A 16,991-nucleotide genomic window follows, 5' to 3' on the forward strand; every position below is an offset into this window, starting at 1 on the left:
CACGCCAACCACTCCGATGAGTTTTGATCCCCGCAGTCTTGAACGTCTACGTGAACTGGGTCGCCAGTTACCCCGGCCCTTGCCAACACCAGTTGCTTCAAGTACAGCAGAGCCTCGAGCAAGCAAACGTCGTCATCGCATCGAAACCGAAGACGATCCCCAGGCCCTCTTCCAGGAATTGATGCAGGTGAGCCCTGATGGCACAGTTCCTCCTCACTTGATGGCCCGCCTTAAGGCCGCCGAAGCCAAGCGACAGACTCAGGAGTCGGCTGAAGGAGTCCGCCAACAACAAGGCGAAATGAACCCCCTCGACAGATCCTCCTCCGCCAGAAAAGGTAAAACGACCGTTGCCAAGACACCCCCGCTGACGCCTGGCAGCACAGAGGAGAGTCTTTATGTTGCTTTCGGGCAGCTTCTTCTCGAAGACGAAGACGAAGACGAAGACGAGATTTGATCGTCTTAGAACTGAATCCGGCTTGATCAAGTCCCGTGAAGAAAGTGCTTAGCCTGCATAGCTTTTCTTAAGACAATGATCGATGCAAAGGGCATCTTCAAAGAGGGCTTAGGTAAAAGTCTCATTAACGAGAGAAGGCAACATTCAACGATAGAACCCTTCATCTGAAGGGTTGATCTAGAGCAGAAAAGGGGTTAGATCTAAATTGTTAACTCCAGAACCTTTGCTTTGAGATTTTCTTTTACCTCTTTTCATTTGAACCCTAACCGATGAAGTCAAAGACTGGTTTGATTGTTTTCGTTTCCACTGGATTGTTTCGTGTCGTTCTTGCTGCAGTTTTAGCGGTAACAGCAATTCCATCAATGCGGATGTCCCTAGCAACCCCCGTAAAGAAACAATTTGAACTCACTACAGGCCAAAGGGAGTTTTTCGGCAGTTTGATTAAGAATTGGAATCAAGACTCATTCTAGTTTCTTTAAGTCTTTCAGCTGCTTCCATCGTCAAAGCAATAACACTTGCCTGTGGAGATGCCAATCTGAAAGGCGGTCACCTTTTGCCGTTGCTGTTAATGCTAGGCAAGCAGACAATGCAATAGATCGATTTGAAAGCCCATTCACTAATAATAATGTCGCTGCATGATGTTGATGACTAAGTTCCTAAAACTATAATCTTAGCCTATAAAGATTATAGAGGGCAGGAAGATTTTCTTTTATCACTAATGACAAATTGTTTGTGTGATAAATCAATAATTTCTTGTGCAGACATGCCAAGAATGATTCAGCCTAAGGTTTATCTAAGGCTCTCCATTTAGATATAGTCCTTTCAGTCTCTTCTGGTTAAGTCTTTAAGAATAGGTCGGATCCTTTTTTTATCCGCAATCTTATTCAATCAACCGCTTCACGCGCAAATTAGACTTCTCTTTGAGCACAAAATGGTTTTCCATCCTGATTGTCAATTTGAGATGGTCTTCACCTGCCAACATCTGCAATTGATGACTGCCCATCTTTCTAGATGAGCTATTATGATTTTTCGTCTTTTTGCATGGCTATTCCTAGCATAGATAGTGATCAGACCTGTTTTTAACTGTTCAACATCTGTACAGATCGAGTAAGCTGACAATTCTTTAGTTAATTCCTACGTTAGAATAAATGTCAGCGTAGTTCTATATCAATCACGAGCTTTGCATTTGTTTTGAACCCTTGCTTAATAGCGGGGCACGCTTGAGTCGACATTGATGCTCCATGCGTCGATTCCGCCTTCTAGATTCCAGACCTGATAACTAATATCCTGCTCTAAAAGCCAGGTCCCGAAGTTCCAACTGCGTATGCCAGCATGGCAAATCACGACGACAGGGCGGTCGTTTGGTAATAGTTGAGGCAGAGTTTCGATCCAATCAGAAGATCGACTCAGCGGAAAATGCAGTACATCGGCTGGGAATGGGGCTAACTCAAGCTCCTGGTCTTCTCTCACATCCACACAGATTGGTAGAGAGGAGGAGTCGCTCAACCAGCGATGCAGATCCTTTGCAGAAATAGGGGTTGGAGTGGGCTGATTCATTGTTAAATGATTGGCTTCGATGTGAGTTTCGTTCATCTCGTTCCACTTTGACCGCCATTGGTACGGATGATCCTGTATTGCAGTTTGATGTAATGCAATCACTATTAATCTGCCTTACCAAGGTTTACCACTGAGACCATGGCCAACCCTTAAAGGGAATCACATCAGTGTCTCACAGTCAAGTCTAAGAAGATCATATTCATGACATTACTGTGCCTCTTAGCAGCCTGTAGGTTGTTCATCTTTTGCTGAAGAGTACTCCTTCCACTGCTCTTGCTGCTATCAGACCATTGTAATTGCAGAGATTGGATCTAGTGTGTGCTTCATCCAAGCCTTTAGCTGTCTCTGATGACCAAACGCGTTGAGTGATCTAAATCAGTAGACGCGTCTAGTCTTGAACTCGCTCATGTTCATTGCAGATAGCTCTCAATCCATCAGGATTGCTTTCATGAATGCTTTTTTGTAAGGAATCCAAACCAATCGGGCCAGTACAACATCATTCGTAGATAATTAGCAAAGAACCAATCAGACCAATGCCTCAACCACATGTATGGAAGTTAGTTGATTTCATCGGCAGGCTTTGTTTATCCGCTGTTTTTGTTGTCGCAGTTCCGTCAAAGATTACCAAGTTCTCATCAGTAGTTGAAGCAATCTCAGGGCAAGGGATCCCTGAATCATTAGCACCCTTCTTGTTGTTGGCAGCAATTGCCTGCCTTATTGTTGGCTCAGTACTTCTTCTATTTGGCAAGAGTCAAAAACTTGGAGCATCACTATTACTTATCTTTCTTGTGCCTACGACAGTCATCTTCCATGCATTCCCCTTTCAGCCTAAAGCACTATTTATGAATCTTGGGTTGATTGGTGGCCTTACTCTAGCCTTGACTAGACCAAAATTCATCGAAAGAGAAGTTTGCCGATAATCATTAAAATATAGCTTTTTTCTGTTGTTCATCTGTTATTCATAAAAATAACTATCTTTTGTTTGGTCAGGTTAAATAAAAGCATATATAGCTTTGCTGAATAGTAACTATCCAATAGTTTTAACGACAACATCAGTCTGCCTTATTAGCAGCTCTATCCTTAAAAGTCTTAAGCATTTAATTTTTTATTTAAAGGTGTCTTATTCTGCCTGATGATCAACTCGATCACAACAAGTTTAGGCACTATAAACATGAATCTCTTAATATTAATCTTATTCTTATTCTCGTCTAATTTAGTAAACGAGATCAGTTTTAATTATTTAAAAGGCTTTTTTAATGGTACGAATACATATTGAAACCATATGCCAAACCTTTCTTTGTTGACCCATTCCTTATTTTGGCATGATGATCTTCACTTTTAACCACTCTTTTAGACTTTCAGTAACGCTTCCTGGTTTTGATCCCTGCTTTTTTATTGACTTGATATCATGATAAATACTAATGGTGTTGGTTTAGCTTGCCAGATCAGTCGAATCAACCTAGTACAGGACCTGAATTAGAATCCAGGTAGTCTGCCTGACCACTATCTAAATAAGGCTTGATTGTGTTATTAAAATGATCTTCGCTACAAGTAAGCATGATCATTCCGTTGCTTATTTCCCAATCCCAGTGTTGTTCTTTTTCTTGCTTGGCAAATTCTAAATTTCTTACTGTTAAAGGTAATGAGGATGTGATTAGTCTGATGCCCTCATTCTCTTGTTCTTCAATTACGTCATTACACTCTTCTTTTAGAAAAGCATGCCATTGCTTTGCAATCGCTTCTAATTCCTTATTATTAGAGTTTTCAGAAAGCCACTGCCTATTGAAATCAATAGCGCCAACATCTCCTCTGCTATCCTCAAGAATAGATCTCAAGAGGTAGTCTTTATTTCGGTCAAAAAGTTCTATTTTCTGGCCATTCGACAACAGAAGTAGTTGTGCTGGAGGGGGAGATTTATAGGCTCTGCCAATCGAAGGAAGGTCAAGTCCACCGATCCTTCCCAGCACATCATCCCAACAATAATTTAACCAACGATCAACCCAGAAAATCTTATAAGAGATTAATTGTTGTTGACTAAGTCTGAAGTGGTCAAACAGGAAGTCTTCTTGCTTCATGATGCTTGCTGTCATAGGTGCCTTTTGGCTTGACAATAGATTACAGCTTCTACCACTGAAGTTGAGAAAATGTTTGAGAACTATGTGAATGGCCTTGCTTGTAAATACTTCTATTACCATTAGCTTTTTTATCTTTATGCAGGCAATTAATTTGGTCTATGCTGATTCTAACCAGTTCATCGCCTATCGATATCAATATTACTCTTGTCAAGCTAAAATAAGAATAATTAGTTTAGAGACAGTTGAATCATTCATGTTAATCTTTATCCAATTGTCTGTTGAGCTTTATTGATGTCAGGCGTTTATGCCCAAATGTCTATTTTTTACAACTGTATTGGAGCATCAATTCTTCATGAATCTATTCCATAAGTATTGCTAAGGATTGGCTCCTTTTATTTTTAAATCTAATTGGATTTACTCGCTACTTGCTTTGAACTCTACTCCCTTTAGTTTTTTATTTGCTTAAGATGAATCCTTTGTAATCATCTCAATAACCTATCGCTAATTCAAATTAATTGCCGTCCACTCTTCATGTCGCCCATGTACTTTGCCTTGAATATTGTACCGAGGATGCTTCCATGTGCTGGTCAACTTATGCCACGAAGGCATTCCCATATTGCATCTGTTTACATTTAGATCCATATCTAAGCCAATATAATTATTAAGAATAATGCCTGCAGAGATGGCTTTCAGTTTACCAAGGCTTAGTTCTTGATCGTGGCGTTCCATGGACATTGTTTTACTCTGGTTGAGAAGGTTGTTTGCCTTCGATGCATTTAGCTTCTCGCTGATCACTCGCTCTGGAGGTGATCTCGTTCAAATGAAAGTGTGACCTAGCTCATCGATCTCTAACTCCAGGGAATACTCCGCTTGCGAATGGAGAGCGCTTCATGTGGCTGTCTACTTCCTTTCCTTCTTTGCCAGTTGTTTCTTTCGCCATTTCCTCCAGGGAGGGACTGTGTGATCACAAGCGACCCACCAGATTAAAAAACCAGGCAAAAACCAGCCACTGCTGCCTCCGGCGAGCATCACCCAGACCCCAAGTGCAAATAAAGGCCAAGCCAACCATTGTGACCACTCCTTCGCATACAGCTCCTGCCACTGCACCCAGAGCTTTCTCACCCTTCTCCCCGTAGACGATATTGACCTTTTAGCAAACCATTAGATGCTGTTCTGACTGGTCCTAATCGATCGCGCCATTGACGGCCTTCTATGCGCTGCTTCGCTCTGCGGGATTGCGCCTGAAGCACTTCAAGTAACATTTTCTTCTGGGGATCTGTTGAACAGTGCTTATAACCAAGCATCATGGAGAGTGATGTTGCTGCAACGGTTCTTGAGAAACTGTGCGTTTAGAATCATCGCCGTTGGCAAGGTACGCAAAGGCTGGATCCAAGACGGCCTAGCGATGTATCAAAAACGCCTACCAGGCTTGATTATCACAGAGGTTCGTGATGCATCTATGCCGCGAGAAGCGGAAGCGATCATGGCCGCACTCAATAGCAACGAAGTGCTGGTTCCTCTTAGCGAAGAAGGGGAAGCGCTGACTTCAGTGTCCTTTGCTAAACGCCTTGAAAAATATGGCTCTCAGCGTCTTGCCTTTGTGATTGGTGGCGCTGATGGCCTATCAGCAGAGCTGAAAAACTCAACCCAATGGCAGCTCAGTTTGTCTGCGATGACGCTTCCCCATGAACTTGCTCGCTTGTTGCTTGTGGAGCAGCTCTACCGAGCACAGACCATCCTGCAAGGAGGTAAATACCACAGGAGCTAACGATTCTGCAGATCTGAATTGCGATCACTGATAAAACAGCTGCTTTCGATTAATGCGATAACTCTTGAGCACAATGAAAAGGAAATCAGTTTAAGACAATGATGATGCTCAAATGTCAGATTGCTTCAGCAATATATGCCACAACACTCTCTCCAGAATGAAATCCAACCATCCTCCCATTCTTTATCAGTTGCCAGCCTGGGCGTCTGTTAATTCTTAGTTAACGCACTAATACTAGAACCTCAAAATAGGATGCTGTTCAAGTTTATGTCACTAATATTTACTTTGAGCTGACCAAGCTTGGAGTTGACTTTAAGCTGGTTATTGTCCACCTAATGATCAATAGAGGTCTTTTGATATGCCTGATGACGAAATTTTGCGCAAAAAAGCATTATCACAACTCAGGAAGAAAAGGGCACTGAAGAGACAGGTTCAAACCTATTTCACTGTGAACCTTGCTCTGATTGTGATTTGGTTGGTAACTGGCATGGGCTACTTCTGGCCCATTTGGCCTATTTTTGGATGGGGCATTTCTCTTGCTGTTCAGTCTTGGAAGTTTGCTCATCCAGAGAGAGACTTTAGTACAGAAGAGATCGAGGCAGAGATGCGTCGTAGTTGATTGGAATCAATGATCGTACACACTTCTACCATTTTAAACTTGCTTCAGTTAAGTGAATACCCATAGTAATGAGTGAGGTATAGTTTGAGGAATATTAAGATCTAAAATATCCCTGCCATCTGAATCTTACGCTTGCCAATCAATGACTATTAAACGTATTCCATTGATGAAGTTTGTGAAATTAAGTCCCCAACTTCATAGCGTCTACACCTTGTTAAATGATCATGCAAAGACTATTGCTTGCACCACTAGCAATTATTGCGATTTCGACCATTTCATCAACGTCCTTAAATGCACATGACAATGCTAAATATAGCAAGGATCTTGGAATTAAGATTGAAACACTTGTGCAAAGCACTAAGCAATGGGATGGAAATTTTCTCCCGCAATACCCAACCAGCAATGCTGAGATCACAGTTCTGCGTATCACGATTCCAGCCGGAGTTACCCTGCCATTGCATACCCACCCAGTCATCAGTGCAGGAGTAATCCTTCAAGGCACGCTTCAGCTAACTCTTCAAGATGGAACGACACGCCTTTTCAATCAGGGAGCTGCGCTGATTGAGACAGTGAATACAGTCCATACCGGAAAAAGTCTTGGTCCAAAAGACACTGTTGTTCTCGTCTTTTATGCAGGCAGCAAGCATCTTCCGAGGACTGTTCAGGTGAAAACGAAAGCCCTTTGAGAAAACTTCCTTAGGCAGCGCTTAAAACGTAAACGCTGGCAGGTGCAACAGAGCAGCTCGATCAAGCACAAACGATCTTGTAAAGAGATTGCTACCGCCTGGGGGGGGGCACGCCCCTATCAAGCCAAATCAGAAAACCGCACCTAATGGAACAGGTGTACTATCAGGGTGACGCCGGTGTTGCGATGGAGTTCAGCGAGCCTCTTCTTCATTTGCGCTCCGAGCGAAAGCAGCAGATCCTGCCATTAGCGAGTGAGCACGTGGCGGCAGGTTTCCCCTCCCCTGCTGAGGACTATATCGAGATCGGCATCGACCTCAACGAACAGTTGATTCGTCATCCGGCTAGCACCTTCTTCCTGCGTGTTAGCGGCCACTCAATGACAGGTGTTGGCATCCACAATGGCGACCTCTTGGTTGTCGACCGCAGCCTAGATGCACGCCCCGGTCACATCGTGGTGGCGATTCTTGATGGTGCCTTCACACTCAAACAACTTGTCCGCCACCGTGGTGTACTGCGTCTAGAGGCCGCCCATTCCAATTACCCACCGCTGGATCTGGCTCGCTTCGGTGATGTGCAAATCTGGGGTGTGGCAGTGCATTCCATTCATAGCCTCAACCCTTCGCAGCAAATATCCCACGCAACACAACGCCTACATGAATAGGCTCAAAATAGGCAAGATGATGAATAAGGCTGCCCGGCATAGCAATAGTGTTGTTGCTCATCTTTAAAGATATTACCTTTAAATCGTATATAGAGATAGGCAAGTTTGGAGGATCAAATGGCTGACTTTTGTTCACCCAGATCGCGCAAGGCAAGGATGCGATCAGACCAATAACAATGAGAGGAGCCTTTGAAATCCCATAACGTATCGGTCAACTGACCAAGCCATTGACGCCTTTCTTGTTGTTCATTTGCCTCTTGATCGGAAACCCAAGCAGAAACAGAGGTGTGGAAATACTCCAGAGATTTCTCCTCCGGCCCCCTTGCCCAGCCAAGATCTGCCAGATACTCGTGAACACATTCATCTACAAATGCAAACCAATCATGCAAGTGTTTAATACCATTGGCTTTAATAGCTTTTTGCTGAAGCTCTGATGCTCCTTCTGGAGACTCAACATGGCCATGCACAGCTAAGATTTCTTCTCTGATATTGAGCCATTCGCAATCACCCTTTGATTGAAGATCATAGTAAAGTTCGCGGAACTGATCATCTTCCTTGCAAAGCCATTCGATCCAGACTTCTTCCATCAACTCTCTGATCTCTTGCTTGTCTCCTCTAGATAGCCATTCAGAGAAGGTTTCCTTATTGATTCTCTGAATAATATCTTTCTGATGCTTGCTTAGAGTTGGTGCCATTGCAAATCCTTTTGTCTTGTTGGTTTTACAAAAGACCCGACCGACGCGGTTGCTCATAACATGGAATCAACCTATGTGGCCAGGTTCAGCTAAGACGTCATAGACGACTTTTTGTAGACATTATTAGGGATTCGGCTACGCCTAGCCGGCCATTGAGCCAGCATCCTCTATTGCAAAAGGTTTCTAGGTCACAACGACAGGCTTGAGGTTGGAAACCTTGATGCAGCCAAGCAAGACCAATGCAGCCAAACAACCAATCAAAGTAATGATTGGCCGCCAGTCTGCATTGACATTCTCCTCGCCACATTGACGACAACCATTGCGACTGGCTGTCACAGCAAAGCACGTTCTCGCCATCAAACAGGCGCTAGTGCATTTGTATTAGAGTAGGGCATAGTTTCGCTCGCTTCCCTTCAGCGCCATGTCTCGGGTCACGGCTCTGATCGACGGCAACAATTTCTATGCCTCCTGTGAGCAAAGCCTTGACGCCTCGCTGATCGGTCGTCCTCTGGTCGTGCTCTCCAACAACGATGGCTGCATTGTTGCTCGCAGCTCCGAAGCGCGTGCTCTCGGAATCAGCATGGGCACGCCCTATTTCAAGGTCCGTCACAAATTGGACCGACTTGGCGTTGTCGTGCGCAGCTCCAACTACGCCCTCTACGGCGATATGAGCCAACGACTGATGAGCTTGCTGGAAGCCCATTGTGAGGAGCTGGAGATTTACTCGATTGATGAAGCCTTTGCTTACATCAATGGTCCCTCTGATGACAACCTAAAGCCCTGGGCCCGTCAACTACGGGCCCAGGTGCATCGCAACCTGGGCCTACCGATAGCAATCGGACTTGGCGCCAGTAAAGGTCAGGCCAAACTTGCCAACCACCTGGCCAAGGCCATACCGGCTCACGCTGGAGTGTTCAACCTACTCACCGCTAGTGATCCAGATACATGGCTCGAGAGCGTTGCTATCGAAAATGTATGGGGGATCGGTCGCAAGTTGGCCCATTGGTGCCGACTTAGAGGCGTAACCAATGCCCGGCAATTGCGCGATATGCCACGTAGCCAACTTCATGCCCGCTGTGGCGTTGTAGGCATACGCCTACAACGAGAATTACAAGGTTATGCCTGCCTTCCTCTAGCCCTAGCCCCAACATCAAAACAGGAAACCTGCGTTAGCCGCAGTTTTAGCCGACCAATCGCCAATCCAGAGGAATTACGCCAGGCAATCGCAACCTATGTGGTGCGCGCCAGTGAAAAACTGCGACGACAACAGCAACGGGCTGGGATCCTCACCGTATTCACACGTACCAGCCCATTTGCGCCAGCGTTTTACAGCCAAGCCGCTACCATCCAACTGGATCTGCCCAGCAACGACACTGCAATTTTGCTAGCAGCAGCCCTGCCACTAGTAGAGCGAATCTACCGGCCCCATTGCCGCTTAAACAAAGCCGGGGTGCTGATGCAAAACCTACAGAGTGCAGACCATCTGCAACAACACTTGCTGGTAGCAGTTCATGCCGATGAGCAGCATCGCCGCGATCGACTAATGAACACCATCGACCGACTCAATCACCGTTACGGCAGCGGAACCGTGGGTTGGGCAGTTTGTGGCATGCAGCCAGGATGGAGCATGCGTCGTCATCAACTCAGCCGCGCGGCCACAACTCGCCTTGATGACGTGCCGTTGGTGCTGGCCTGAAACTTAGAATTGAATGCCAACAGATCTCATTCGTTAGGGGACTGGGCTGGATTTGATTTGCTCGGTTCCATCCACATCTCCAATCCATCAAGAATGCGCCATGCAGAGAAGAAAGAAGTGAGAATAAATAGAAAAGTTACTATGAAAAAAGTCTTGGTCATTAGACGAACAACTGAGAGCCTGGCTGATGGCCTAGAAGGCAACAAGTGAGTGGATTCATGAGCCAGGCAAGTAGAGCAAATTATTGATGACCCTCCCGTTCGCTGAATACTCTTGGCAAATGCTTCAGTAATCTGCACAGATTTTCCGCAAAGTCTGCAAAGGTGACTGAACGCCATTAAAATAATCTCAAGACAGAATCGCTGGTCTACAGATATACAATGAAGAAGAGAGGGTTTGTTATTTGATCATTAGGGGGTGCATGCATTTTAAAATTGCTGCAGAAGCTGCACCTCCTCTTCGCGACGATTCAACAGCAATACCATGCGCTCACCATGGCAAGCGAGGCCGGTCTGATGACGCAGTAGTTCGGTACTAGCCAAGGCGACCCCACAAGTTTCAACCAAAAGCACCGGCAAAGTTGCAGCATGACCTTGCATGCTCTGCAAATCAAGCGCCTGACGCACTGCGCGTTTTGATTTATCCATTCCCAGCCGCTCAACAAGCTGAGGCCAGAGATGATTCACCGGCGTGCAACCAGCAAAGGCAATAGGGACGTCACTCATCGGAGGCTAATCGCAGCAACCTTCGGATTAAAACAACGCTCATGAGGAAAGTTGTTGAACAGCTCCTGCAATCATCGCCGGGGTTACCGGAATCGTCTCGATTGCATCGGCGTTATCAAGATAAGCGTCGAAGGAAGAGTAGTGATCCACATGAGGGTTGGCCCCGTCCTTCTCACAGGCTTCTGTCCAGTCGCCATCTTCAGGTTTTACCACGACATAAGCCTGGAGAGACTCCTCTAAATCACCTCCGTCACCAATTCCCTCACCGTGCCAAATCGCTTCGTAGAAGCTCATGCCATTAAATTTAAGAAGAGATCATCACTTTAAAGAGCCATGGTGCAGTTAAAGGGCCTAAGCACACCTCCGTAGAGACAACCATCTGCTTAGAATCACAAGTGAGTTTCATCTTTAAGCTCCACAACTTGATGCCTTATCTGACAGCCCTACAAAGGATTCGCTGAGCTGCGGAGCTGTTGCTAATGCACTGAAACGTAGATGGTAAAGCCTCGCTGAGCGCTGCATTCAAAAGCTAAAAAAGATGGGCGAGAAGATGCAAGCAGGAATCGTGATAGTCAATCACGACAACAAGTTCCTTGATATCGCCGCTTGGCTTGTGAAGCGCATCAACAGACTGATGACCTAAGCCGGAATGACATCCTGGCCTGAGAAGCCACCACAACGCTGCTGATCTAAGTGACCAATGTGCTTGCGTTCGCTGTAATAAAGCTCCTGGAAACGCAACGCATCGCTGTTGAGCTCCTCAAACATTGCTTCGATACGCATTTCCATATCGACCGATTCAGTAGGTTGCTGTCGCTCTTCTTCAATCAAAGCAGCAATACAACGCTCAAGAGTTTCAAGACGCTGACCACCCCAGGCCTCAAGAAGATGACGACAACGCTTGAGGGATTTCTGGCGTTCTAGAGTCGCTGCTGTGCCCCGGAGCTGAAGCAGCGGCTTCGCCATAGCAGCCAAATGAACCTCGCCAGGTTCTAATAAAGGGGTAAGACGAGCGACTAGAGCACTGTTCTCCAGGAGCAACTGATCGGTAAGCAGCCGTGGTAACTCAATATCCTCCAAATCATGACCAGAGTCAGTTCCTCGACTGATCGCCTCTAAACGTCCTGCACCAAGATTGGTTTCCTCCAAATCAGTGATCGCCGCCCAAAGCAAACGGTGATGTTGCAAGGCAAAATCCTCCAGCTCTCGCTGTCGTAACTCCCTGCGAATGGCAGCCCGATGATTTGAGCAATGGAGATATAACCTCAGGATTTCTGCCTCGCTGCGCTCCCGTTGACTGGCCTCGCCAGGTTGCTCATGGCGACTCGAGCGGCCATGCCAGCGCTGCCCTTTCACTTGCTGGCGCAGATCTTCCTCCAACTGCAAGGCCAACCGGCCTTGCCCACCGCTCAAGCGTTCGGCAACCTGTTGCAGGTAGTGGGTCCGTACGGCCGACTGGGGCAACTTGCCGAGCAATGCAACCAGGCCAGTCACTGCCTGCTGGAACTGATCCGCTTGACTTAAATCACGGCCCTCCAAAACCTGTTGAATCTGCCAATCAAGCCAAAGAGGTGACTGATCTAATAGAGCCCTGTAATCGCCAGCACCATGATCTTTGAGAAATTCATCGGGGTCTTTGCCAGAAGGCAAATGAAGCACTCGTAATTCCAACTGGCCCTGCAAAGCCAGTTGCTCAACTTCGCCAATGGCCCGGTTCGCAGCACGAACACCGGCTCCATCAGCATCAAAATTAAGCACGATCCGCTTCCCTTCGCTGCAACGGCAGATCTGGGTGATCTGCTGACTACTCAAAGCAGTGCCTAAGGAGGCCACTGAATTGGTGACACCTGCAGCATGCAAGGCAATGACATCGAAATATCCCTCGACTACCACAGCCCGGTCATGCTTACGGATGGCATTCGCGGCCCGATCCAGTCCAAATAAATGCTTGCCTTTCTCGAACACGTCTGTCTCAGGAGAGTTGAGGTACTTCGGCTCTGAGCCATCAAGACTGCGTCCGCCGAAACCAATCACCCGTCCCTGGCGATCGTGGATCGGCACCATCACACGATGACGAAAGCGATCGTAAAAACCTCCTCCACCCTTGCGCGCCACAACAAGCCCGGCAGCTTCCAGCAATTCAGCAGACAAACCTTCCACCTGCTGGAGGTGATTGAGCAAACCATCCCATTGCTCAGGGGCATAGCCAAGCTCGAAGGATTCCAGGGTGACTTCACTAAGGCCCCGCTTCTCAGTGAGGTAATTCAGCGCACTTGCGCCAACTGGCGTACGCAGCTGGCCACGAAACCAACCGGCCGCCAATGCAAGCGCACGATGAAGCTTGTCTCGACGAGAGAGCTGCTGACGTAGTCGTTCCTGCTGGGGCCCCTCGACCGTTTCAACAGGTAGTTGATATTTGCGAGCAAGCTCCAGCACCACATCACCAAAACTCTGGCGCTGAAACTCCATCAGGAACTTGATCGAGTTTCCACCAGCTCCACAAGAGAAGCAGTAATAAAACTGCTTCGCTGGCGAGACCGTCATCGATGGTTTGCTGTCGTCATGGAACGGACAGATCCCTACGAATTCACGGCCCTTTTTCTTTAGAACCACATGTTCGCCAACGACATCAACAATGTCGGCACGCTCCTTGACGGCCTCGATCGTGCGCGGGTGAAGACGGGGGACGGGCATGACCTTATTTTGCTGGTTGCGCCGCGAGAGGTCGAGAAGAGAACATGATCAGCAAAATCAATCCATACGACAAGCAAGGTCGAGATCAATAAGAACTCAAAACCTCTTCAAAATCGTCCTCTCTCTATTAGTAGCGCAAACGGCATAATCAGCCTTGCCGCAAAACGACAAAACTTTGATCGACATCAATCGAGTTGCAGCACATCACGTGTATTAGAGCGTCGAATTGCTTCCTGCTGCTGATAAGACGCCAAACAGGCATCACGAATCACCAATAGGCAATTCACATAATCAGCACCATCAATGAGAGCTGCGCGAATGGCTTTTGCTGCGGGAGTGCGATTACTTTCGCTGGATGACTCTTCATAACTAAAAGTGCCTGCAGCCGCAAGGCCATAGGCCCCTGCCCCTCTTGCACCGGTTGCACCTCCTACAATCCCAGCCAAGGGAGCCAAAGATCCGCCGGAGCCTTTCTGCTTAGCTGTGCTGGTCGCACGCCCCTCTACTGTTCGCGCACCGACAACCTCTCCAGTGGAGGAATCCACCACCCGTAGGTCGATGGAAACATAAGCCTTGGATTCCGAAACAGTCTTCGAGCCACCAAAACCCATAAAGCGCATCCCACTTCCAGATTGCTTTGTTTCAACCCCATCCTCGTAGCCACTCACACGCCCCATAATCAAATAGCGGGCGCCACGCATTTGACGGCTACGTGCGGCGTCTCTGTCGTTTCGCACAATCCCCAACTCGGCAAGCTCTTGCTCAGTGAGGACCGCCTTGAGATTCTGCCGTTCCACGACAGTTAGTCCACCAGCAAGGGCTAGTTCATTGGAAAGAGCATCCGCGAGCTGACGGCTCACACGCGGGCTCCACCAAGACAACCTTCCCACCTGGTTTTTAAAGTCAGGGACAGAAACCGTTGGGCCAGCCCAGGCGGCTACTGGAACAAACACAAAGGAAGCCACTGCTGCTGAAACACCAAAGGAGAAGAGTTTCACGGCTTTTGAATCCATTAGAGATTTCTACAGTCGGGCAATTTAAAAAGAATTAGGTGAGTGGGTTGCTTCTCGTAAAGCAACGCGACTTGCCATCACCAATTTGGAACGTCATGGCGATCTCAATCCTATTGCTGGTCTTTCCTTGCGGCAAAGGCTTTCAGGGATGGCCTCTTCTCTTGTGTTGTTGACTATGCCATTGCCTCAGTTCTGCGGATGAGATGAATGATGTCAATGCAGGGCAACAACCAACTGCAGACAAACAGCCAAAGGCGTGGGTTCAAATCACTCCTGCTCGCCGCTCTGGCCTTCAGCTTGATGACCGTTTGCGTCAAACACCTTGGTGGTCGTTTACCGGTCGCAGAAATTTTGTTCGCAAGATCTCTGATCAGCCTGGCAATTACTCGGTTCATGCTCAGTCGGGTTGGGGTTTCCCCCTGGGGACAACGTAAAAGGTTGCTGTTATTGCGCGGGCTGTTGGGCACAGCGGCATTGTTCTGTGTATTTGACGCCCTGGCGTCCTTACCCCTTGCTACCGCAACCGTTCTGCAATACACCTATCCAACATTTATTGCGTTAGCGGCATGGATGTTTTTAAGAGAAAGAATCCATCGTCGTATTGGCATAGCAGTACTTCTCGGTTGGTTGGGGATCACTCTTGTCTTAAAACCAGAATGGCTTGGCACAAGCTTCAGCGGTTACTCCCCTTTATCTGTCTCTATTGCACTTTCAGGTGCTCTATTTACAGCTCTGGCCTACGTCTGCGTACGTGAGCTTTCCAAGCAGGAACATCAACTCGTGATCGTTTTCTACTTTCCATTGACATCAGTACCAATAGCCCTGCTCTTCCTCGGGAATCAGGGAGTCTTGCCACTTGGAATCGATTGGCTCTGGATACTGGGTATTGGCCTATTTACCCAACTTGGTCAAATCTGGATTACCGAGGGATTAACTCTTCTGCCAGCAGCCACAGCAGGTTCAATTGGCTATTTCCAAGTTTTGTTCGCAACGCTCTGGGGCGTACTGCTGTTTGCTGAACCCGTTGATGGCTGGTTCGTGATTGGAGCTCTGATGGTATTAGGAGCAACAGTCATCAGCTTCAGAAGTAGACAAGAAAATATCCTAAAGTAACCAACATGAAAACAACATAGCGACCTCAATATTGTTGATCGAGTTGTAAGCAATCGGATGGCAATTTCTGTAAAAAAACCTTAAATGGGCACGCGTAGGACCACCTGATGAGAATTAGGTCTCGTCACTTTTAAGACGTCGAAACCTGTCGTAGGTAGTCAAGGTTGGTAGGGGAGTCTTGTAACCCTCTTTCTGGTCCTAAAATGGGGTCAGAACAACCTAGAAACTATTCCCACCGTGGGTCTTGAACCCAGAATCTTCCTTAACTTGACCATCCAAGTCCTCTAATCCTTTCTTTACTGAAGACCCTGAATCTTTCGGGTTATTAGATTTTAGATCAAATGGAACACTATCTATTCCACCACTAACACCTTTCAACTCATCATTTGAGAGTTCCTCGGATCTTTCTTCCCAGTACTCAGAGTTACTCGTTTCTTCGTCTGTCATTAGATGTTTCTGCTAGGTATTCTAATGATAGGCGATGTGAGGAGATAATCTAGTCACCTGCATCTAAAAGAGACGGAATCTTTATGGGTTTATTGGTTATATGGATTGCAACTCAAATCCCAATATCAATAAATGACCACAAGATAAATGAGTGTAGAAGTAAGCCAGAGGTCTTGTATAGCTATCATCCCGCAAAAGACTCAATCATTAAGGGTAAAGGTTGGAATAAGGAGAAGGGTGAAAGTCTGAAAGAGAGAACCAGAACTTGTAGATTATACTTGTCCAAAATCAATGGGGTCTATTGAGTCTAGCTTTACTCAGTAGATAAGCTTGTCTAACCTCGTCAAGCCTATAGGCAAAGCGGTATTCAGGTTCTAGTTCTTCTTTGAGTAGACAGTTTGGGCTTCTCTTCTGAAGATGGTCATAAATAGACAGGCAAATAAAACTTACCCTTTTAAAAAAAAATGCTCTAGAAATTATTTAACGAACTTTCTGTAGGTAGTGAATCACTAGGTAGCTGTTAAGCAAAGTCACCCATTACCCCCCAAGACCCAATTCTCACGTAGATGACTGTTATCTCACTTGTCAACATGCACTCCACTCCTATCTGCTGAACTCCTCCTCTTAAGATCTAGGAGACTGGTAATAGCGGTTTGCAACAACTCAATCTGTAGTACCAAGGCTTCTGGCGGACATCCACTGGCGAGGCTACTGATAACCATTGCAGGAATTGAGTTTTAGATCGGTTACGCAAAGCAAAACAAGCTCCAGAAGCTCTGAGCAGGAC

General features: G+C 46.7%; 20 protein-coding genes. 9 read left to right on the top strand and 11 right to left on the bottom strand.

What is annotated here, in order from left to right; all coding sequences use genetic code 11:
* Positions 1 to 16: 16 nt before the first annotated feature.
* Together SIB80_RS06965 and SIB80_RS06970 are read left to right on the top strand one after the other, a co-directional pair.
* Positions 17 to 454, top strand: coding sequence for a hypothetical protein (locus SIB80_RS06965; protein WP_063420151.1), 438 nt, complete (start codon positions 17 to 19; stop codon positions 452 to 454).
* 269 nt (positions 455 to 723) lie between these two features.
* Positions 724 to 924, top strand: coding sequence for a hypothetical protein (locus SIB80_RS06970; protein WP_063406751.1), 201 nt, complete (start codon positions 724 to 726; stop codon positions 922 to 924).
* A 733-nt stretch (positions 925 to 1,657) separates the two neighbouring features.
* On the opposite strand, the gene SIB80_RS06975 is transcribed toward SIB80_RS06970, so the two are convergent.
* Positions 1,658 to 2,011: a rhodanese-like domain-containing protein gene (locus tag SIB80_RS06975; protein ID WP_063420341.1), complete on the bottom strand. Its 354-nt coding sequence runs from the start codon at positions 2,009 to 2,011 to the stop codon at positions 1,658 to 1,660.
* Positions 2,012 to 2,544: 533 nt separating this feature from the next.
* Between SIB80_RS06975 and SIB80_RS06980 the strand changes: the two genes are divergently transcribed.
* Positions 2,545 to 2,931 (top strand): DoxX family protein, encoded by a 387-nt coding sequence (locus SIB80_RS06980; RefSeq protein ID WP_063420152.1) that lies wholly within the window; start codon positions 2,545 to 2,547, stop codon positions 2,929 to 2,931.
* A 534-nt stretch (positions 2,932 to 3,465) separates the two neighbouring features.
* Here SIB80_RS06980 and SIB80_RS06985 read toward each other — a convergent pair.
* The 3 genes from SIB80_RS06985 to SIB80_RS06995 form a co-directional block, all read right to left on the bottom strand.
* A complete protein-coding gene (locus tag SIB80_RS06985) occupies positions 3,466 to 4,101 on the bottom strand; it encodes a hypothetical protein (RefSeq protein WP_063420153.1) in 636 nt (211 codons plus the stop codon).
* Positions 4,102 to 4,587: 486 nt separating this feature from the next.
* The gene (locus tag SIB80_RS06990; RefSeq protein WP_063420155.1) at positions 4,588 to 4,881 is read right to left on the bottom strand and encodes a hypothetical protein; all 294 of its coding nucleotides are present in this window, start codon (positions 4,879 to 4,881) and stop codon (positions 4,588 to 4,590) included.
* Positions 4,882 to 4,986: 105 nt separating this feature from the next.
* Positions 4,987 to 5,208, bottom strand: coding sequence for a hypothetical protein (locus SIB80_RS06995; protein WP_063420156.1), 222 nt, complete (start codon positions 5,206 to 5,208; stop codon positions 4,987 to 4,989).
* 193 nt (positions 5,209 to 5,401) lie between these two features.
* Here SIB80_RS06995 and SIB80_RS07000 point away from each other — a divergent pair, with 193 nt between their 5' ends.
* The 4 genes from SIB80_RS07000 (at position 5,402) to SIB80_RS07015 (ending at position 7,821) form a co-directional block, all read left to right on the top strand.
* Complete coding sequence (locus tag SIB80_RS07000) at positions 5,402 to 5,854, top strand: 23S rRNA (pseudouridine(1915)-N(3))-methyltransferase RlmH (protein ID WP_063420158.1); 453 nt, start codon at positions 5,402 to 5,404, stop codon at positions 5,852 to 5,854.
* A 358-nt stretch (positions 5,855 to 6,212) separates the two neighbouring features.
* A complete protein-coding gene (locus SIB80_RS07005; protein WP_063420159.1) occupies positions 6,213 to 6,473 on the top strand; it encodes a 2TM domain-containing protein in 261 nt (86 codons plus the stop codon).
* Positions 6,474 to 6,820: 347 nt separating this feature from the next.
* Positions 6,821 to 7,159: a cupin domain-containing protein gene (locus SIB80_RS07010; RefSeq protein WP_236066093.1), complete on the top strand. Its 339-nt coding sequence runs from the start codon at positions 6,821 to 6,823 to the stop codon at positions 7,157 to 7,159.
* A gap of 185 nt (positions 7,160 to 7,344) precedes the next feature.
* Complete coding sequence (locus SIB80_RS07015; protein ID WP_063420343.1) at positions 7,345 to 7,821, top strand: LexA family protein; 477 nt, start codon at positions 7,345 to 7,347, stop codon at positions 7,819 to 7,821.
* Positions 7,822 to 7,934: 113 nt separating this feature from the next.
* Here the strand turns inward: SIB80_RS07015 and SIB80_RS07020 are convergent, their stop codons facing one another.
* Complete coding sequence (locus SIB80_RS07020) at positions 7,935 to 8,573, bottom strand: hypothetical protein (RefSeq protein ID WP_063420160.1); 639 nt, start codon at positions 8,571 to 8,573, stop codon at positions 7,935 to 7,937.
* Between the two features lie 126 nt (positions 8,574 to 8,699).
* The gene (locus SIB80_RS07025) at positions 8,700 to 8,873 is read right to left on the bottom strand and encodes a hypothetical protein (protein ID WP_155724662.1); all 174 of its coding nucleotides are present in this window, start codon (positions 8,871 to 8,873) and stop codon (positions 8,700 to 8,702) included.
* 64 nt (positions 8,874 to 8,937) lie between these two features.
* On the opposite strand from SIB80_RS07025, the gene SIB80_RS07030 reads away from it, so the two are divergent.
* On the top strand, positions 8,938 to 10,212 hold the full coding sequence (locus SIB80_RS07030; protein WP_063420161.1) for a Y-family DNA polymerase: 1,275 nt from the start codon (positions 8,938 to 8,940) through the stop codon (positions 10,210 to 10,212).
* 428 nt (positions 10,213 to 10,640) lie between these two features.
* Here SIB80_RS07030 and SIB80_RS07035 read toward each other — a convergent pair whose 3' ends face one another.
* From SIB80_RS07035 to SIB80_RS07050, 4 genes are all read right to left on the bottom strand, one after another.
* Positions 10,641 to 10,937 (bottom strand): hypothetical protein, encoded by a 297-nt coding sequence (locus SIB80_RS07035; RefSeq protein WP_063420162.1) that lies wholly within the window; start codon positions 10,935 to 10,937, stop codon positions 10,641 to 10,643.
* 39 nt (positions 10,938 to 10,976) lie between these two features.
* Positions 10,977 to 11,231 (bottom strand): hypothetical protein, encoded by a 255-nt coding sequence (locus SIB80_RS07040; RefSeq protein ID WP_063420163.1) that lies wholly within the window; start codon positions 11,229 to 11,231, stop codon positions 10,977 to 10,979.
* Between the two features lie 345 nt (positions 11,232 to 11,576).
* Entirely contained in the window at positions 11,577 to 13,631 is a 2,055-nt protein-coding gene (dnaG, locus tag SIB80_RS07045; RefSeq protein ID WP_063420164.1) for a DNA primase, read from the bottom strand.
* A gap of 185 nt (positions 13,632 to 13,816) precedes the next feature.
* Complete coding sequence (locus SIB80_RS07050) at positions 13,817 to 14,644, bottom strand: CsgG/HfaB family protein (protein WP_063420165.1); 828 nt, start codon at positions 14,642 to 14,644, stop codon at positions 13,817 to 13,819.
* Positions 14,645 to 14,851: 207 nt separating this feature from the next.
* On the opposite strand from SIB80_RS07050, the gene SIB80_RS07055 reads away from it, so the two are divergent.
* Positions 14,852 to 15,757 (top strand): DMT family transporter, encoded by a 906-nt coding sequence (locus SIB80_RS07055; protein ID WP_063420166.1) that lies wholly within the window; start codon positions 14,852 to 14,854, stop codon positions 15,755 to 15,757.
* 219 nt (positions 15,758 to 15,976) lie between these two features.
* On the opposite strand, the gene SIB80_RS07060 is transcribed toward SIB80_RS07055, so the two are convergent.
* Positions 15,977 to 16,204, bottom strand: a complete 228-nt coding sequence (locus SIB80_RS07060) for a hypothetical protein (protein ID WP_063420167.1) — start codon at positions 16,202 to 16,204, stop codon at positions 15,977 to 15,979.
* Positions 16,205 to 16,991 lie beyond the last annotated feature (787 nt).

The organism is Prochlorococcus sp. MIT 1327, from assembly GCF_047304785.1.
Classification (GTDB): domain Bacteria; phylum Cyanobacteriota; class Cyanobacteriia; order PCC-6307; family Cyanobiaceae; genus Prochlorococcus; species Prochlorococcus marinus_D.

What these genes read in the sequence shown, in the direction of transcription:
- SIB80_RS07035 (WP_063420162.1), bottom strand. Translation starts at nt 10,937, where the DNA reads ATGAGTGACGTCCCTATTGCCTTTGCTGGTTGCACGCCGGTGAATCAT.
- SIB80_RS07005 (WP_063420159.1), top strand. Translation starts at nt 6,213, where the DNA reads ATGCCTGATGACGAAATTTTGCGCAAAAAAGCATTATCACAACTCAGG.
- SIB80_RS06985 (WP_063420153.1), bottom strand. Translation starts at nt 4,101, where the DNA reads ATGACAGCAAGCATCATGAAGCAAGAAGACTTCCTGTTTGACCACTTC.
- SIB80_RS06965 (WP_063420151.1), top strand. Translation starts at nt 17, where the DNA reads ATGAGTTTTGATCCCCGCAGTCTTGAACGTCTACGTGAACTGGGTCGC.
- SIB80_RS07055 (WP_063420166.1), top strand. Translation starts at nt 14,852, where the DNA reads ATGATGTCAATGCAGGGCAACAACCAACTGCAGACAAACAGCCAAAGG.
- SIB80_RS07050 (WP_063420165.1), bottom strand. Translation starts at nt 14,644, where the DNA reads ATGGATTCAAAAGCCGTGAAACTCTTCTCCTTTGGTGTTTCAGCAGCA.
- SIB80_RS07030 (WP_063420161.1), top strand. Translation starts at nt 8,938, where the DNA reads ATGTCTCGGGTCACGGCTCTGATCGACGGCAACAATTTCTATGCCTCC.
- SIB80_RS07060 (WP_063420167.1), bottom strand. Translation starts at nt 16,204, where the DNA reads ATGACAGACGAAGAAACGAGTAACTCTGAGTACTGGGAAGAAAGATCC.
- SIB80_RS06975 (WP_063420341.1), bottom strand. Translation starts at nt 2,011, where the DNA reads ATGAATCAGCCCACTCCAACCCCTATTTCTGCAAAGGATCTGCATCGC.
- SIB80_RS07040 (WP_063420163.1), bottom strand. Translation starts at nt 11,231, where the DNA reads ATGAGCTTCTACGAAGCGATTTGGCACGGTGAGGGAATTGGTGACGGA.
- SIB80_RS07015 (WP_063420343.1), top strand. Translation starts at nt 7,345, where the DNA reads ATGGAGTTCAGCGAGCCTCTTCTTCATTTGCGCTCCGAGCGAAAGCAG.
- SIB80_RS06970 (WP_063406751.1), top strand. Translation starts at nt 724, where the DNA reads ATGAAGTCAAAGACTGGTTTGATTGTTTTCGTTTCCACTGGATTGTTT.
- SIB80_RS07000 (WP_063420158.1), top strand. Translation starts at nt 5,402, where the DNA reads ATGTTGCTGCAACGGTTCTTGAGAAACTGTGCGTTTAGAATCATCGCC.
- dnaG (WP_063420164.1), bottom strand. Translation starts at nt 13,631, where the DNA reads ATGCCCGTCCCCCGTCTTCACCCGCGCACGATCGAGGCCGTCAAGGAG.
- SIB80_RS07020 (WP_063420160.1), bottom strand. Translation starts at nt 8,573, where the DNA reads ATGAGCAACCGCGTCGGTCGGGTCTTTTGTAAAACCAACAAGACAAAA.
- SIB80_RS07025 (WP_155724662.1), bottom strand. Translation starts at nt 8,873, where the DNA reads ATGGCGAGAACGTGCTTTGCTGTGACAGCCAGTCGCAATGGTTGTCGT.
- SIB80_RS06980 (WP_063420152.1), top strand. Translation starts at nt 2,545, where the DNA reads ATGCCTCAACCACATGTATGGAAGTTAGTTGATTTCATCGGCAGGCTT.